The sequence below is a fragment of the Anaerofustis stercorihominis genome, assembly GCF_024623185.1.
In the GTDB taxonomy this organism is placed as follows: domain Bacteria; phylum Bacillota; class Clostridia; order Eubacteriales; family Anaerofustaceae; genus Anaerofustis.
The window spans coordinates 171,906-186,291 of sequence record NZ_JANJZK010000001.1 but is presented as its reverse complement, the minus strand read 5'-3'; the positions used below and the strand labels follow the sequence as shown (position 1 = coordinate 186,291).

General features: G+C 35.7%; 21 protein-coding genes and 1 pseudogene. 2 read left to right on the top strand and 20 right to left on the bottom strand.

Features of this window, described 5'->3' with window-relative positions; all coding sequences use genetic code 11:
- Positions 1-552: 552 nt before the first annotated feature.
- The 10 genes and pseudogenes from NSA01_RS01020 to NSA01_RS00975 form a co-directional block, all read right to left on the bottom strand.
- On the bottom strand, positions 553-723 hold the full coding sequence (locus NSA01_RS01020; RefSeq protein ID WP_016307789.1) for a cysteine-rich KTR domain-containing protein: 171 nt from the start codon (positions 721-723) through the stop codon (positions 553-555).
- A 15-nt stretch (positions 724-738) separates the two neighbouring features.
- A pseudogene (locus NSA01_RS01015) lies at positions 739-861 on the bottom strand (DUF2000 family protein); the annotation flags it as partial.
- A gap of 168 nt (positions 862-1,029) precedes the next feature.
- Positions 1,030-2,394: a sensor histidine kinase gene (locus NSA01_RS01010; protein WP_016307788.1), complete on the bottom strand. Its 1,365-nt coding sequence runs from the start codon at positions 2,392-2,394 to the stop codon at positions 1,030-1,032.
- Positions 2,385-3,044 carry a response regulator transcription factor gene (locus NSA01_RS01005; protein WP_120428136.1) on the bottom strand — a complete coding sequence of 220 codons (660 nt, stop codon included), beginning with the start codon at positions 3,042-3,044 and terminating at the stop codon, positions 2,385-2,387. The genes NSA01_RS01010 and NSA01_RS01005 overlap by 10 nt, the downstream gene beginning before the upstream one ends.
- Positions 3,045-3,107: 63 nt before the next feature.
- Entirely contained in the window at positions 3,108-3,905 is a 798-nt protein-coding gene (locus NSA01_RS01000) for a NisI/SpaI family lantibiotic immunity lipoprotein (protein ID WP_257479667.1), read from the bottom strand.
- Between the two features lie 10 nt (positions 3,906-3,915).
- A complete protein-coding gene (locus tag NSA01_RS00995) occupies positions 3,916-4,647 on the bottom strand; it encodes a lantibiotic immunity ABC transporter MutG family permease subunit (RefSeq protein WP_016307785.1) in 732 nt (243 codons plus the stop codon).
- Positions 4,648-4,653: 6 nt separating this feature from the next.
- On the bottom strand, positions 4,654-5,379 hold the full coding sequence (locus NSA01_RS00990; protein WP_016307784.1) for a lantibiotic immunity ABC transporter MutE/EpiE family permease subunit: 726 nt from the start codon (positions 5,377-5,379) through the stop codon (positions 4,654-4,656).
- A 3-nt stretch (positions 5,380-5,382) separates the two neighbouring features.
- The gene (locus NSA01_RS00985; RefSeq protein WP_016307783.1) at positions 5,383-6,084 is read right to left on the bottom strand and encodes a lantibiotic protection ABC transporter ATP-binding protein; all 702 of its coding nucleotides are present in this window, start codon (positions 6,082-6,084) and stop codon (positions 5,383-5,385) included.
- 150 nt (positions 6,085-6,234) lie between these two features.
- The gene (locus tag NSA01_RS00980) at positions 6,235-6,402 is read right to left on the bottom strand and encodes a helix-turn-helix domain-containing protein (RefSeq protein ID WP_016307782.1); all 168 of its coding nucleotides are present in this window, start codon (positions 6,400-6,402) and stop codon (positions 6,235-6,237) included.
- Between the two features lie 127 nt (positions 6,403-6,529).
- Positions 6,530-6,904, bottom strand: coding sequence for a TnpV protein (locus tag NSA01_RS00975; protein ID WP_016307781.1), 375 nt, complete (start codon positions 6,902-6,904; stop codon positions 6,530-6,532).
- A 98-nt stretch (positions 6,905-7,002) separates the two neighbouring features.
- On the opposite strand from NSA01_RS00975, the gene NSA01_RS00970 reads away from it, so the two are divergent.
- Positions 7,003-7,179, top strand: coding sequence for a hypothetical protein (locus NSA01_RS00970; protein WP_257479666.1), 177 nt, complete (start codon positions 7,003-7,005; stop codon positions 7,177-7,179).
- A gap of 523 nt (positions 7,180-7,702) precedes the next feature.
- Positions 7,703-9,271 (top strand): transcription termination factor Rho, encoded by a 1,569-nt coding sequence (gene rho, locus NSA01_RS00965; protein ID WP_257479665.1) that lies wholly within the window; start codon positions 7,703-7,705, stop codon positions 9,269-9,271.
- Positions 9,272-9,294: 23 nt separating this feature from the next.
- Here rho and NSA01_RS00960 read toward each other — a convergent pair whose 3' ends face one another.
- The 10 genes from NSA01_RS00960 to NSA01_RS00915 all read right to left on the bottom strand — a co-directional run bounded on the left by NSA01_RS00960 (position 9,295) and on the right by NSA01_RS00915 (position 14,265).
- On the bottom strand, positions 9,295-9,684 hold the full coding sequence (locus NSA01_RS00960) for a hypothetical protein (protein WP_257479664.1): 390 nt from the start codon (positions 9,682-9,684) through the stop codon (positions 9,295-9,297).
- Between the two features lie 176 nt (positions 9,685-9,860).
- Positions 9,861-10,496: an RNA-binding cell elongation regulator Jag/EloR gene (gene jag, locus NSA01_RS00955; protein ID WP_257479663.1), complete on the bottom strand. Its 636-nt coding sequence runs from the start codon at positions 10,494-10,496 to the stop codon at positions 9,861-9,863.
- Entirely contained in the window at positions 10,459-11,235 is a 777-nt protein-coding gene (locus tag NSA01_RS00950) for a YidC/Oxa1 family membrane protein insertase (protein ID WP_257479662.1), read from the bottom strand. Before NSA01_RS00950 ends, jag begins: the two co-directional genes overlap by 38 nt.
- A 17-nt stretch (positions 11,236-11,252) precedes the next feature.
- Positions 11,253-11,474 (bottom strand): membrane protein insertion efficiency factor YidD, encoded by a 222-nt coding sequence (gene yidD / locus NSA01_RS00945; RefSeq protein ID WP_257479661.1) that lies wholly within the window; start codon positions 11,472-11,474, stop codon positions 11,253-11,255.
- Complete coding sequence (gene rnpA, locus NSA01_RS00940; protein ID WP_257479660.1) at positions 11,446-11,811, bottom strand: ribonuclease P protein component; 366 nt, start codon at positions 11,809-11,811, stop codon at positions 11,446-11,448. Before rnpA ends, yidD begins: the two co-directional genes overlap by 29 nt.
- A gap of 58 nt (positions 11,812-11,869) precedes the next feature.
- Complete coding sequence (gene rpmH, locus NSA01_RS00935; protein WP_007050165.1) at positions 11,870-12,004, bottom strand: 50S ribosomal protein L34; 135 nt, start codon at positions 12,002-12,004, stop codon at positions 11,870-11,872.
- Positions 12,005-12,031: 27 nt separating this feature from the next.
- The gene (gene rpmE / locus NSA01_RS00930) at positions 12,032-12,232 is read right to left on the bottom strand and encodes a 50S ribosomal protein L31 (protein WP_257479658.1); all 201 of its coding nucleotides are present in this window, start codon (positions 12,230-12,232) and stop codon (positions 12,032-12,034) included.
- A gap of 226 nt (positions 12,233-12,458) precedes the next feature.
- Positions 12,459-12,893: an OsmC family protein gene (locus tag NSA01_RS00925; RefSeq protein ID WP_257479657.1), complete on the bottom strand. Its 435-nt coding sequence runs from the start codon at positions 12,891-12,893 to the stop codon at positions 12,459-12,461.
- A gap of 3 nt (positions 12,894-12,896) precedes the next feature.
- Positions 12,897-13,367 (bottom strand): cupin domain-containing protein, encoded by a 471-nt coding sequence (locus NSA01_RS00920; protein ID WP_257479656.1) that lies wholly within the window; start codon positions 13,365-13,367, stop codon positions 12,897-12,899.
- Positions 13,368-13,890: 523 nt separating this feature from the next.
- Positions 13,891-14,265 carry a GNAT family N-acetyltransferase gene (locus NSA01_RS00915; protein WP_257479655.1) on the bottom strand — a complete coding sequence of 125 codons (375 nt, stop codon included), beginning with the start codon at positions 14,263-14,265 and terminating at the stop codon, positions 13,891-13,893.
- Positions 14,266-14,386: the final 121 nt, after the last annotated feature.

The following is a 14,386-nucleotide window of genomic DNA, read 5'->3' as shown; positions in this document are numbered from 1 at the left end:
TCCGCCGGTTTGTCTGAACGTTGTTTTTTTGTCCCTGCCCCCATCTCAGGCGGCGTTGTTTCACTCACTCTCCGAAAAAAGAGGTTATCGCAAAATCATATCCCATCCAGCCGGTCATTTAGTTGTAGCCGGCATTTGGGCAGCAAAAAAAGCCGGCACATCAATGTGTACCGACCAATACAAAAGGATAGACTTATCCCTTGCGGTTTTGGTTTCACAATGATGTAACCGGCTTTGAAATTCAAAGTCGAAACTGTCTTTTACGCTTGACCTCCGCCGACAGTTCAAGGCGGCAATGGCAACGGCGGTATTTCTTTTTCGCATACCGCAGGCGTGTACGGCGTAAAGCCGTACTCCCAAATTCTGTGAGGATATGTAATTGGTTGTGGTTCTCATAAAAGAGTATTTTATTGTACTGAATGAAATAAGTGTTTGTCAATACTTTCCAAAAAGTTTTTGAATAATTTTTTCAGAAGGTGGGAATACTATATAGTTTAGGCATAAGAAAGAGCCAACGAACGATTCATTCAACTCGTTTATTGGCTCTGCGTATTATGTGTTTTCCTTTCTGATGACGGTTACTTGGAATTTTTTTGCTTCTATCAATGTTTCTTGTTTACACTTCGGACAATAGAGAGGGTAGTTCTTCAAAATAGTATCCTCTCCAATCCTATCACGGGTTTTAGCTCCGCAAACAGGACAATGTACCCATTCAGTTCTCATAAACCATTTCTCCTCCTATCTTAACAAAGGCATATTTCCTGTCAACTTGTTAATCTGCTTTTTATTGCCGCAAATTGCGATGCCAATATAATTCAATTTAACCTCTGAGGTGTTCGTCATTTTACCGATGATCTCATCGTAAGTTTTACACCCTTATGCCAAATCAGAAAAATCAACAACATGCCGTTTTTTATATGGTGGACTTTAAGTTCAATCGTTCACTTTTAAAATACTACGAAATATTTTTGAAGATTTCATAAAGATTTGCAAAAATAATGAGCGATGTTTCCTATCGCCCATTAAATCCTAATATGGAATTTTTATTATAACCTCTGCACCGCCTGTTTTATCGGAATTTTTAAGAGCAAGTTCCCCCTTGTGTTGCTTTACAATGCTGCTTGTGATATAAAGCCCCATGCCAAAGTGCATATTAGAGCTTCGGCTGATGTCGCCCATAAAAAACTGCTCCCTTGCATGATGCAAATCCTCATTTGTAAAACCAGTTCCCTCATCTATTATGGCGATTTGTAGAAAATCGTCTGGCTTTTGCACCTCTACATAGATTGTCCCTTTTGGTGGAGAGTAATCTATCGCATTGCCTATCACATTCATAATTGCCCGTTCCAGTAGTAATTTATCCGCTTTGAAAGTTCCTAAATTTTCCCCTGTTTCCATGTGTAAACAAATTTCTTTTGTAAGGCATAATGAATTTGCCTGCGCTTCAATCTGTTGCATATAATCAGCTATATCAAATTCTTCCAAATTGAGATGATACCCGGCTACTGTCCGGGATATATCAATCAGCGTCCTGATATAAACGCCCATCTGCCCGGAACTTTCTATAATATACCCCGCATATAACCGCTGTTCGTCGTCAAGCTCTGTTTCGCTTATCAAGTCGATATTTCCTTGAATGACAGTTAAAGGCGTTTTCAAATCGTGGGCAAGCGCCGCTATCTGCTCTTTTTGTAATTGTTCCGCACTCCATTGTTTCTCTAAAGATGATTTCAAATTATTTTTCATATCAGAGAAAGAACATAACACATCTTCAAATTCTTTGATTTTTGAGTGTCCCACCTCAAAATCAAGATTTTGTTCTGCCACTTTTTCTGTTGCTTCAAAAAGTGGGGAGAGCTGCGCCCTCATATTTTTTGCAAATTTCGCTGTTAATATCACGCAGACCGCGATACAGTTTATCCCCATGAGGATATATAGCAGAATTTCCGGTGAGGGAAAATGATTATAGAACCATTCATTTATAAACTGTGAGCCAATGTAATATTGAAGCACCACATATTCATTTTCACGGGTAACAAACAGATACTGCTTGTTGAGGTTTTCGTTTATCTTTCCAGACAGGGCATACTCCATAGCCCTGTCTAAATCTTCGCCCTCTAAAGACGTTTCCCGCATTTGATAATTCTTATCCAGTATGAGGTATTTGCACCCCATAGGAAGCTGTACATCTGTTAAATCCGGCGTTGCAGCAATAATTGGAACAAGATTTTTTGCGCTGCGTTCTGAATAATCCGCATAAGTAATAAAGCCCATTCTGGTTCCGGCAAGGATAAGGCTAAATGGAATAGCTACCGAAACCATTAGCCCAATCAGCAGCATACATAAAAATTTCCAAAAAGACGCTTTCAATGATGTTGGCTTTTTTATTCCCATTTGTACCCTATCCCCCAAACTGTCGCTATCGGCTGAATATCCAATTTGCTTAATTTCGCCCGGATATTTTTGATATGGGTGGAAATGGTAGAATTATCGCTGTCGCCCTCCAAGCCCAAAACTGCTTCATAAATCTGTTCTTTTGAAAATACCTGTCCTTTATTTCTTGCAAGGTATTCACAAATCAGATATTCGCTTTTTGTTAGGGGAATGGGTGTATCATCTACCCGCAGCTCCTTTGCGGACAAATCAATTTTTATCCGTTCAAAGGTAAGGGCGGCATGCCGTTCCCTGTGTTCCCGGCGTAAGTGGGCATTTACCCTTGCCCGCAGCTCCGCAATGCGGAATGGTTTTGTCAGATAGTCGTCTGCCCCCAAGCCAAGCCCGAATGTAATATCATTTTCCATTGTCTTAGCTGTCAAAAAGAGAATAGGGCAGTCCACCAATGAACGGATTTTATTGCAATAAGAAAATCCGTCCATATCCGGCATCATAATATCCAGTATAATCAAATCGTATCTGTTCAGCTTATCAAGCGGAACCTGTGCGGCAGACGTATAGGCAGTAATGAAATGTCCGTCTTTTTGCAGCCCATTTTTCACAAGCTCTAAAATAGGCCGTTCATCATCAACCATAAGGATTGCTGCCATAGTGTCGCCTCCTTTCGTTGCTCTTTTCGTATTATAGCATAATCCGCAAGGGCAGAAAAGCGGTCATTTCTGCTCTGCAATATAGTAGCGGTTATTTATTTTTACCGCAACCGCTTCTGTCTTATCCGTATCGTAAATCTCGTAAACATCTGCGTAAAACCATTGTTCCCGCCCCTGTCCGGCGTTTTTTCCGTCCCAGTCAATCTTGTTCAAATCTTCTTTGGACAAAGGGCGTTTCGTTTCCGTATCGAATGTAACGCTTTCCGCAATAATATCAATCCAGCTTCCCAATTCATCATTTGATACGGTATCAGAGGTTACTTGATAAATAATCCCGTCACAAAGGAGCTGCGTTGCATTTTCGGGATTGATTTCAAACTTTCCACTCATAGACTGCTCTGTGTCCTTGAAGTCAAAGACCGTATCTGTGTCTTTGATATTTTCTTTTCTAACAGCTTTGTGATACCCTCCGTTTACATCTACAATCAGATAATCGTCAGCGTTAGGGGCTGCGTACACATTCAAGAATGGGATAATATAAGCAGCTTCCGGGGCTTTATCCGCTAAATCTGCCAACGTCCGAAAGGTAGCGGCTTCTATGTTTTCCTGAAGCAATACTTTTCCTGTTTCGTCTACCGCTGCAAGCTGCCGGATATATCCAGTCCATTCCCCAAGCCCGCCATTAGAAACGGTGTCCTCCAAAATCGTATAGTCGTTTCCCTTAAAGGAGAATTGCGTCACATTCTCTGCGTCCAGATAGCATTGCTCTTTATCACTGGAATATTCCTTGATTTTTTCCTGTAAAGAACAGCCCGCAAGAGAAAAGCATACAACAAAAGCAAATAGCAAGACGATAACCATTTTTCTATTTTTATTCATAATTTTTCCGTCCTTCCCAATGAGAAAACCATAATAAGGTCAACAGCAAGCCGCCTGTCGTTAATGCTGCAATCCATATTTTTTCCGCTCCATAGTTGAAAATTTGTCGGCTCAAAATATCCTTTACCCAATTCATAGACCATGAAAAGGGAATATACCTTGCTATGCCTTTTAGTTCTATATTGCTATATAAGATACATTGCAGACTTTCAAATACGCCCCAAAACAGGGATAACCCTAATCCAAATTTGAAGCTGAGGAACAGGTGCAGGATGTATATTATCAAATTACAAAATGCCATCCCGACGGCGGCTCCAATCAGCATTCTGAGCGGTACTGTATCAGCCATTCCCAAAAGATGTATGCCAATCACAAATAACAGGAACAGAAAGAACAATGCAAATACCCCCGAACCATAAAGATAAGTTAATTTTGCAAGCATATTTTTGTGTCGGTTCGGTACAGCAAGCAGCGTTTGGAAGTGTGAAGCCTTTTCTTCCAGTGCAACATTAAGGCCGACAATAACGCTTATCAACAATGGGAAAAACGTTGTCGTAATTTCCAATATCATTCTGAGCTTTTTACTATCTGCTGTGCTGCCATACTGGGAATAGTAAGCAAGAAATAACAATGCCCCAATAGCAGGTATACAAAAATGGATAGCCCAAAACGGTGTATGCTTTGTTTTTACCTGTTCAGAACGAACCGCATAAATAAAACCCATTTCCGTCTACCTCCCTTTGGAAAAATCCTTTGCGTCGGCATAGGACAAAATAAGGAACAAGAGTATTGACAACGCAATGGAAATTATAATGGATATAGAAAATCCACAATTCCCCGCATAAGTCCCGTTTATTTCAATTCCCATAAGCGGCTCTGCCAGTTTTGCCGCCCAACAATACGGTACAAACCACCATGCTATTGTATTTCCTAATGCAGTAGCAGTAGATAGAACAATTCCAAGTATTGTATTTAACACAATCGGCACAAACATTCCCGTTTTGCGTGCTAAGTACAGGCACAAAGGGATTTGCCAGACAGACGCAAGGACAATCCCGATACTTCCTACAATGCTGTGTAAAAGAGAATATACTGCCGTTGCCGGAGCAATGATATTACTGATAGAAATAAGCAATGCTAAAAATATCGCTGAAACAAGCAGTTTTTCGACTAAGATAATGCCCTTGGCAAATTCAAATCTTGAAAGGTTTACAGGCATAGAAAATACCGAATAGTATTTCCCGGCGTTTTCTTCTTTTCTGTGTGACAAAGAACACAAAATTGCGATTGCTCCCGGAAGCAGGAACGCATACCACCAGTAAAGCGTCATGTACTGATATCCCATAAATCCACCCATAAGCCACGCAAAAATAGCTGTGATTAGCGGAACAATGAAAATCAGTTTGTTCGATATTGTCCTCTTGAATTTCAAATGTTCTGATTTCAGATAGTCCATGCCTTAACCCTCCCTGTGATTGTTTTTTGCAACGTCCATAAAAAGCTGTTCCAAATTTTCGTTTGTGTTCAATTTTCCCTCATATCCAAGAACGCCACCCGCGATAATGCCGATATGGTCGGCTATCTGCTGCACTTCTGAAAGAATGTGGCTGGACAGGATAACCGTAATACCTTTCGCCGGAAAAGAACGGATAAGCTCTCTAAGTTCTTCAATCCCAATCGGGTCAAGCCCGTTGGTTGGTTCATCAAGTATGAGCAGTTTCGGGTTGTTCAGTAATGCAACCGCAATTCCAAGACGCTGTTTCATACCAAGAGAAAACTGTCCGGCTCGTTTCCTGCCTGTTTCCGTCAGCCGGACGATTTGCAGCGCTTCGTCAATCCGCTTATCTGTCAGTCCTAAAATAGTAGTCCTTACTTTTAGATTTTCATAGGCAGTTAAATTTTCATAAAGCGGCGGCATTTCAATCAACGCTCCGATATGGTTTAAGTCGCTGCGTTTCCATGCGTGACCGTCAAATTCGATATTCCCAGAGGTCGGTTTCAAAATGCCCGTAATCATTTTGAGCGTCGTAGATTTCCCGGCACCGTTCGGTCCCAATAATCCATAGACGGAGTTTCTTTCAATGTTCAGCGATATGTTGTTTACCGCCGTCTGTCCGTTGAAAGATTTGCAGAGGTTTGTTGTTTTCAAAATCATTTCCATAGTCTGTACTGTCCTTTCTTTTGATTATGGAAAAAGAATAGCTGATGTTTTTGAAGATTTCATAAAGATAAGGAATCTTTTTAAAATCCTGATTAACGTCTGCCATATCAGTATAAGGTAAATGGGAGAAGCTAATTTTGCTTTATCGGGTTATCTTTTTCGGGCATCGGCAAGTTTAACAGCTCCTTTTGGTATGAGCCATGCCCGATTGATATTCAATATGCCCTCAATCCGATTTTCCTTACAGAGCCTTTGTGCCCGCCTTACCGATATTCCCCAAAGCTCCGCTGCGTCCTGTGCCGTCATATACTCAAACATTTCTGTTCTCCTCAAATTGCACGGTATCTACCATAGCCGTTTGAACAAACATATCAATTCATAAAACGCAAATTTTTATCCCCCAAAAAAGAAAAACGACAGAGCTTTACACCCTGTCGCTACTCCGTTATGTGTATAAGATTTCTTCCTCCACAATCTCCCTTGCACAAGCCCTTATGTTACCCAGCCGCCCTGTCCATTCTAAGGCGTTTTCTTCTTTTAGGCGTTCCGTTATGCCCTGTGCCTGTTTCATTCCCTCTATGAGCCGTTCAAAGCGTTCCTGCGCCTGCCTGTCAATATCGGCAAGGTAAGTATTCAGTCTGCCGCTTGTAAGAAGATTGGTGTATGTAACTTTGCGGTACTGCTTCAGATAGTCCAGATGCCGCTGTCCCCATGTGCCTATCGGCTGTTCTTCTTCGGTGGGTAAAGTTATACACGGTATTAGATAATCTCCTTGCCGTTCGTATTTGCCATCCAGTTCCTCAAAAATCGTCTTTGCCATTGTCTGTTACCTCCACATTCTTTTTTTATTTTAAATGTCCGCAAAATCTGTCCTACATCCTTCGCCTAAAGTGTAGCAAAGGATTTTCCACTTTGCGAATGTGCGATTTTATTTTTGGTATAAAGAAAGCCAGCATAAGAAGCAGAAACGCTTCTTACGCTGGCTTTGCCTTTGCTATTCCCCATAAGTTGTGTTCCAATAATGTTTTCAAATTATCTCCTTATGTGGTGACAGCCTTCGGTCTTCTTCCTTTGTTATTTATTTCTTCCTTATAAAGGATTATTTTTCCTAATTTTAAAGAAAATCATAACATTCTAAAATTAAAGGGGAAATTGTTTGTAAAACCTTATCTGTTTTACAGTCTTAAGTATATAACCGTATATTGACAGTCTCTTGTCTCTTATGTGAAAGATTAAAGAAAAAAATCACTTTTTTTGATTAAAATATCATTAGAATATTAACCATTTATTTATTAAATAAAGCTTATCATATAAAAAACCGCGGATTTTAGACTATTTATCTTTTTAAAATAAACTTCTTTGTTATAAAGTATAATAAAACCAAAAATACAAAATAAAACAATATTTTATTAAATGTTATCCCAACCCACATTTTTTTTATTCTCCGTCTTTTTTATATTATATTAAATAAATAAAAAATAATTACTTTTAATTGATTTATTCCTTTAACCATAGTAGAATATCAAGTAGAATTATTTCAATTTAGTCTCTTTAACAATTTATTTTATTTTAAAACATCTAAATGATTTTATTCGTTTCATTTTCTCGGAGGTAACAAATGAATAGTGAAGACTTAAACAATTTAAAAGTCGCAGAACTTAAAGAAAAAGCCAAAGAACTTGGTATAGAAAAAACTACCGGGCTTAAAAAAGCAGAAATTATTGACCTTATCTTAGAAAAGGACAATGACAATACAAAAAAATATTCCAAATTAAAAGACCCTATTTCAAACAGTTTCAACATGGAGGGAGAAGTTCAGGTCCTTCCGGAAGGATTTGGTTTTCTAAGACCAAAAGACATGAAAAAACCGGAAGACGCAGTTTACGTTGCGGCAAGCCAGGTTCAAAGGTTTAAAATAAAAAGCGGAGATATTTTATCGGGAAAAGTTCGTCCGCCAAAAGAAGGCGAAAAATATTACGCTATGTTATTCTTGGAAGGTGTCAACGGAAGAAAAACAAGTGATATATTAAAAGAAGAAAAAAGGAAACTTCAAAAAAACGATGAAAAAGATATGACCCTATACTCCGAATCACATGAAGGTGTTTTGGATATTCTCTCAGACGGATATGGTTTTTTAAGAACCAATAACTATCTGCAGGGAGATAATGATATATACGTGGCTCCTCAGCATATCAGGAAATATAAGCTTAAAGCGGGAGACTTGGTAAAAGGAAAAATTAGACTTTCTTCCGAAGGCGAAAAATTTGATGCTCTTTTATATGTAGAAAAGGTAAACGGCAAAGACCCGGAAACTATCGTCGGTAGAACAGATTTTGAAAGACTGGTCCCTATATTTCCAAATGATAGAATAACCTTAGAAACAGAAAATAATATAATTTCTACAAGACTTATAGATGTATTCTCTCCCGTTGGGAAAGGACAAAGGGGGCTTATCGTAGCAGCTCCAAAAGTAGGTAAAACAATCCTGTTAAAACAAATTGCAAAGGCAATAAGGAAAAACCATCCTAAAATACACTTGATCGTACTCCTCATAGATGAAAGACCTGAAGAAGTCACAGATATACAAAGAAGCATTGATTCTGATGTTGTTTATTCTACATTTGACCAAAATCCGGCTAATCATATTAAAGCAGCTGAAATGGTCTTAGACAGAGCAAAAAGGCTCGTTGAAGTCGGTGAAGATGTAGTAATACTTATGGACAGCATAACGAGATTTACAAGGGCAAACAATTTAGTCGTACCATCTTCCGGAAGAACATTATCGGGAGGATTGGATCCGGAAAGTCTATATTATCCTAAAAAGTTTTTCGGTGCAGCAAGAAATATCGAAGACGGAGGAAGTCTAACGATATTGGCAACTGCACTTGTCGATACGGGAAGCAGGATGGACGATGTCATATTTGAAGAGTTTAAAGGAACAGGTAATATGGAACTGATACTCGACAGAGGTTTAGCCAGAAGAAGAGTATTCCCTGCAATAGACATAATAAAATCGGGAGCAAGAAGAGAGGATCTGCTTTTAAATGAAGAAGAATTAAACTGTGCAAATATGCTCAGAAGAAATTCTCTCGATAGTCTTGATTTATCGGAAAGAGTAATTAATTTAATGAAAAAGACAAGGAACAATAAAGACTTCATAAATATATGTACAAAAAAAATTAAATAATATAAAGGAGTATAAATAATGATTTATACTCCTTTTATCTTCTTTCTAAAAAATATTTCAAATACTTTTTTCATTATTGTTCGGTAAAGAGAAATACTATCACACAATTTATCATCATGCATAAAAAATGTATCTTCGTATACGTGCACCTCACCTCTGCCATTCCTGTCAATGATGATTATATATCGGGGATATAATTTTTTATTATCCTTTTTACTTATAATAAAATATGAATATAAATTTTCATCGTCTCCGTTTTTATTATACTTTTCAATTACCACCTTATCAGCCATATTATAATTTTTTAGTCTCAAAATAAAATAATTAACAAAAAAAACTTCATCATATAAATAATCAATTTTATTTGAAGATGATATGGTCAGTATTTTATTTAAATATAATTTATTACTCATGCAGAGCCTCTTTACTTTTCTGGCAGAATTATACATGATTATACATATAATATAAATAGTTTTCAATACAGTTATCATAATTTGACAGTACTATTTTATAGGACTAAATTTATAGGTAACATGAGAATAAATATTTTTGGATAAAATAAAAAATGCTGCTTTAAGCAGCATTCTAATTAACCTTTGTATTCTATTATCAAATGCCTATTTATACCTTCATCCACAGAATAAGTGGTTATATCTTCTCTTCCCTGCAGATAAGAATGAATAATCCTTCTTTCATAAGGGTTCATAGGTTCAAGTTCTACATTTTCTCTTCTTCTGATAGCTTTATCTGCAAGCTTGTCAGCAAGATTTTCCAAAGTAGTCTTTCTTTTTTCTCTGTAGTTATTTATATCTAAAATAACTCTTATGTATTCTTCAGAACTTTTATTTACAACAAGACTTGTCAAATACTGAAGTGAATCTAATGTCTGTCCATGTTTACCGATCAAAATCCCCATGTTATCAAGATCTAATTTAATGAACATATTATTACTTTCTTCATCGAAATCCACAGAAATCAAAGCGTCAATACCCATGGTCTTTAATACGTCTTTTAAGAAGTCTTTTGCAATTTCATCTGATTTATCTATTAAAGTAACTTCTACCTTGGCACCTTTTGCACCTATACCCATAAATCCGGAAGTAGGTACTTCGAGTACTTTAGTAGTTACATCTTCGCTTTTAGCTCCTATCTTATTTAAAGCATCGCTAACAGCTTCTTCTATAGTCTTACCTTTTCCTATTACGCTTTTTCTTCTTTTTTCCACTTGGTACCTCCGTATAATTACTCACTGGTTTAACATGCAGCGATTCAGCAGTAACCGGCATAAATTTATACATAATCTCCGTTTGCAATATTCCAAGAATAGTAGTAGATGCCCAATAAATTGATAAAGCTCCCGGAAATGTAAGTGACATCCAGCCGATCATTAATGTCATCATATTATTCATCATCTGCATACTTGCTCCCATATCGGCAGCTTGGTTTGCAGTTGCCTGCTTTTGTTGTATATATGTAGCAACGACATTTATAAGCGGAATAATCATAGCAAGAAACGTAGGAAGTGCAAATCCATTCGTTTTTGCAATATCCAGTGCAGAAACACTTATATCTTTTATCCATAAAAATGACATGGACACATGTTTCATCCCATCAATAAAAACATAAGCTTCAGGTTGTCTGATTACCCCAAATAAACCGATGATAATCGGAAACTGAAGGAATAACGGAAGACATCCGCTCATAGGATTGTAGTGGTATTTCTCATATACCTTCCACATTTCCTCCCCTTGTTTCGCCTTATCATTCTTATACTTTTCCTGAACCTTTTGTACTTCAGGATTGATTACTTTCATAATTTGTGTTGATTTGATTTGTTTGTATGATATCGGTAAAAGTATCAATTTCGCGAATAAAGCGAAAAGAATAATCGATAATCCATAACTTCCGACGAAATTATAGATAAAAAGCAATACTTTACCAAATAGCATATATAAATACGACATACTTTCCTTTTTTCCTCCTATAGAAATTTCTCGGGAACAGGGTCATAGCCCCCCTTTGAAAAAGGGTTACACCTAAGAATTCGATAGACACTTAAAATAGTGCCTTTTATAAAACCATGTTTTTCATAAGCCTCAAGTGCATAATTTGAACACGTTGGAATATACTTACAACAAGGTCTTTTAAGTCCGGATAAATTCTTTTGATAGAATTTAACTATCCCGGTCATTATCTTTGTCATTTTTATACTCATCTCCCAAAATCAGTCCGGATTTTTTTACCAAATGTAAAAAAGAATTGTTCAAGGTATTATAGTCAATATCCTTAGCATAAACTCTGACAATACATATTATATCATAGCCGTCCTTTATTTGGTATGCATTTAACCTAGAAATTTCTCTAAGACGCCTTTTTATTTTATTTCTTTTTACCGCATTGCCGACTTTTTTACTAATCGAGAAACCAATCCTGCTTTCACCTTCGGTTTTTAAAGTATAAAACACCAAATGCCTGTTTGCAATGGATTTTTTATTATTGTAAACTTTTTTAAAATCAATACTGTTTTTTAATCTTTGCATGATTTAATCCTATCATATATAAAAAAAGGCTACATTAAGTAGCCCTAGCAGTTAATATCTAAGCAGATAATTGTTTTCTACCTTTTTTTCTTCTGTTTCTGATTACATTTTTTCCGCCTGGAGTAGACATTCTGCTTCTGAAACCATGATTTTTCTTTCTTTTATGATTATTTGGCTGAAACGTTCTTTTCATAAAATAATGCCTCCTTCTATATTATATTTAGTCCATATTATATCTTTTCTTAAATCTATCAACTCTACCGCCTGTATCAACAAGTTTTTGTTTACCAGTATAGAATGGATGACATTTTGAACAAATTTCAACACGAATTTCGTCTTTTACAGAACCTGTTTCAAAAGTATTCCCACAAGCGCAAGTTACTTTGCATTTACCATATTTTGGATGTATTGCTTCTTTCATCTCTTTCACCCCTTTTGACAAATTATTATATAAAAAAATAATTTTATATTCTTCACTATATTCGTAGCCTAATAAGTATACTATTTTTTTTTCTATATTGCAAATGTTTTTTTAATTTTTTAATAATTTTTAGTTTAATAAACATAAATTCAGAAATTATTGATTAAAAATACTCATTTAGCTTATTATTGTATTTGGTTAATACTTTAAAATCATATACATCTATTTATGAAAGTTTGATTTTAACAGGAGTTTGATTAGAGATATTATCACTCACCGGACACCTTTCTTTTACTGCTTTTATCCATTGATATTTCTTAACACTGTCTGCATCGACATCTGCGATTATATTCACTCTGATTTCCCTATATCCGCTCCTTTTATCAGTATCTTTACCCGCAAACTTGTCAGTATCAAGATCACCTTCTATATCGATATTAAGAGAGTTTATTTTAATATCCATTTCTTTTGCAACTTTATTGCATACCACTCCAAGACATCCTGCCAAAGCACCTATTAAATATTCCACAGGTGTGGGACCGGCGTCTTCTCCTCCGGCGTTTTTAGGTTCGTCAATAATAAATTCGAAGTTTCTAGCTTTAACTCTGGTCTTGGCATATCCTTCATTTTCTGCTTTTATGCTATACTTTAAAATAGCCATATCTTAACCCCAGTATTTTTCATGGACTCTGATTGCATTTGCAACTTTTTCATTTTTCTTCATATCCGCCACTTCTTCTCTAGTAAGAGTTTGAAATCTATCTCTGTCGGCATCTACTATGCAGAAAAAACCAAAGGGCTCTGTTTCGGAAGCATTTACAAGCTGATGTTTTGCCCAAGGGGGAATAACAATCAGATCGTGAGGTTTTACTTCATAAACTTTATCATCGACTATAACCACACCATTTCCTCTTGCCGCAATTACAACATGGACATGTGCATGTTTTTCAAGAGAAGAATACCCTCCTCCGTCACATTCAAAATATCTGGTATGAAAAGAAGTACTTTGTCCGTCACCTACCAATGTATGCCTATCTGTCTTATTGAAACTTATAGGTCCGTCTGTAGAAGCAGTCTTATAATCTACTTTTTCTATACCTTCCCAGTTAAAATCATTTTCTTTATGAAAGCCCATTATTTTACCTCCTATAAATTTATTAAATGAACTTAATCATTTTTCGCTCTGAATTATTTATCTAAAATCCCATTAAATAAGGTTTTAATACTTATTGATATGTTTCATAATGCCGTTAAGTAAACCTTATCATAAGAAAAAATAAAAGTCAATTAAACTCAACTATAGATAATTAATATGTAAAACATATTATATTTGATTAATAAAAACTTCAATATTTTCATAATTCTTAGAAAATAAATAATTTAAATAATTATTCTATATAATATCTTAATATAGATGTAATCTATTACTTATATAAGCAACATTAATATTTCCTTTTCAGTAATAATATATAAATAATCATTATTATCACTTAAATAATCTTTCTCTACTTATAAAACCATATAATAAGACTTTTTCCCTTTATTAAAGAATGATAAATATAACATAATATTATATTTTTATAATTCCTTTTTATTTAAACAAATAATATTTATTTACAATTTTTATATTTAACTAAACATATCTATGTCTAAAATTACTACTTATTAATTATATATGCCTGCATTCCCTTTTCACACCCATTCTTCTCATAAAACTCTTCTACTCCGGGTTTTGCACCAAAATACAACATCGTAGGAGAATTTTCTTTTGCAAGGTTTAGCAATTTGCTTCCGATACCTTTATTTTGAAACTCCGGTAAAACTAATAATTCCGTTATCGTACCAAAGTAATAACCATCAGATAATATCCTGATACATCCAATAAGTTTATTATCTTCATATGCTGTGATATTGATAGTTTTATTTAGTGCCTTTTTCGTTTTTTCAATATCGTATTCTCCCTGCCAGACTTTACTTGCAAAAGAGATAAATATTTCTGCATCTAAATTTTTATCATCAACTATATATCTCACGATAATCCTCCTTGAAAAGTTCTTTTATATTATTAATTATACCATGTGCACTTTTAAACAACAATTATCTTAAAATTGTTGTACTTCGAACCTAATATTCAAATTATAACTTATTAAAGTA

Bases quoted from the DNA above. Each gene is read 5' to 3' on its own strand.
- NSA01_RS01010 (WP_016307788.1), bottom strand. From the start codon at position 2,394: ATGGGAATAAAAAAGCCAACATCATTGAAAGCGTCTTTTTGGAAATTT.
- NSA01_RS00970 (WP_257479666.1), top strand. From the start codon at position 7,003: ATGTGCGATTTTATTTTTGGTATAAAGAAAGCCAGCATAAGAAGCAGA.
- NSA01_RS00950 (WP_257479662.1), bottom strand. From the start codon at position 11,235: ATGTCGTATTTATATATGCTATTTGGTAAAGTATTGCTTTTTATCTAT.
- NSA01_RS00960 (WP_257479664.1), bottom strand. From the start codon at position 9,684: ATGAGTAATAAATTATATTTAAATAAAATACTGACCATATCATCTTCA.
- yidD (WP_257479661.1), bottom strand. From the start codon at position 11,474: ATGACAAAGATAATGACCGGGATAGTTAAATTCTATCAAAAGAATTTA.
- rpmH (WP_007050165.1), bottom strand. From the start codon at position 12,004: ATGAAAAGAACGTTTCAGCCAAATAATCATAAAAGAAAGAAAAATCAT.
- rho (WP_257479665.1), top strand. From the start codon at position 7,703: ATGAATAGTGAAGACTTAAACAATTTAAAAGTCGCAGAACTTAAAGAA.
- NSA01_RS00975 (WP_016307781.1), bottom strand. From the start codon at position 6,904: ATGGCAAAGACGATTTTTGAGGAACTGGATGGCAAATACGAACGGCAA.
- NSA01_RS01000 (WP_257479667.1), bottom strand. From the start codon at position 3,905: ATGGTTATCGTCTTGCTATTTGCTTTTGTTGTATGCTTTTCTCTTGCG.
- rnpA (WP_257479660.1), bottom strand. From the start codon at position 11,811: ATGCAAAGATTAAAAAACAGTATTGATTTTAAAAAAGTTTACAATAAT.
- NSA01_RS00980 (WP_016307782.1), bottom strand. From the start codon at position 6,402: ATGTTTGAGTATATGACGGCACAGGACGCAGCGGAGCTTTGGGGAATA.
- NSA01_RS00925 (WP_257479657.1), bottom strand. From the start codon at position 12,893: ATGGCTATTTTAAAGTATAGCATAAAAGCAGAAAATGAAGGATATGCC.
- NSA01_RS01005 (WP_120428136.1), bottom strand. From the start codon at position 3,044: ATGGCAGCAATCCTTATGGTTGATGATGAACGGCCTATTTTAGAGCTT.
- NSA01_RS00990 (WP_016307784.1), bottom strand. From the start codon at position 5,379: ATGGACTATCTGAAATCAGAACATTTGAAATTCAAGAGGACAATATCG.
- NSA01_RS01020 (WP_016307789.1), bottom strand. From the start codon at position 723: ATGAGAACTGAATGGGTACATTGTCCTGTTTGCGGAGCTAAAACCCGT.
- NSA01_RS00920 (WP_257479656.1), bottom strand. From the start codon at position 13,367: ATGGGCTTTCATAAAGAAAATGATTTTAACTGGGAAGGTATAGAAAAA.
- NSA01_RS00995 (WP_016307785.1), bottom strand. From the start codon at position 4,647: ATGGGTTTTATTTATGCGGTTCGTTCTGAACAGGTAAAAACAAAGCAT.
- rpmE (WP_257479658.1), bottom strand. From the start codon at position 12,232: ATGAAAGAAGCAATACATCCAAAATATGGTAAATGCAAAGTAACTTGC.
- NSA01_RS00985 (WP_016307783.1), bottom strand. From the start codon at position 6,084: ATGGAAATGATTTTGAAAACAACAAACCTCTGCAAATCTTTCAACGGA.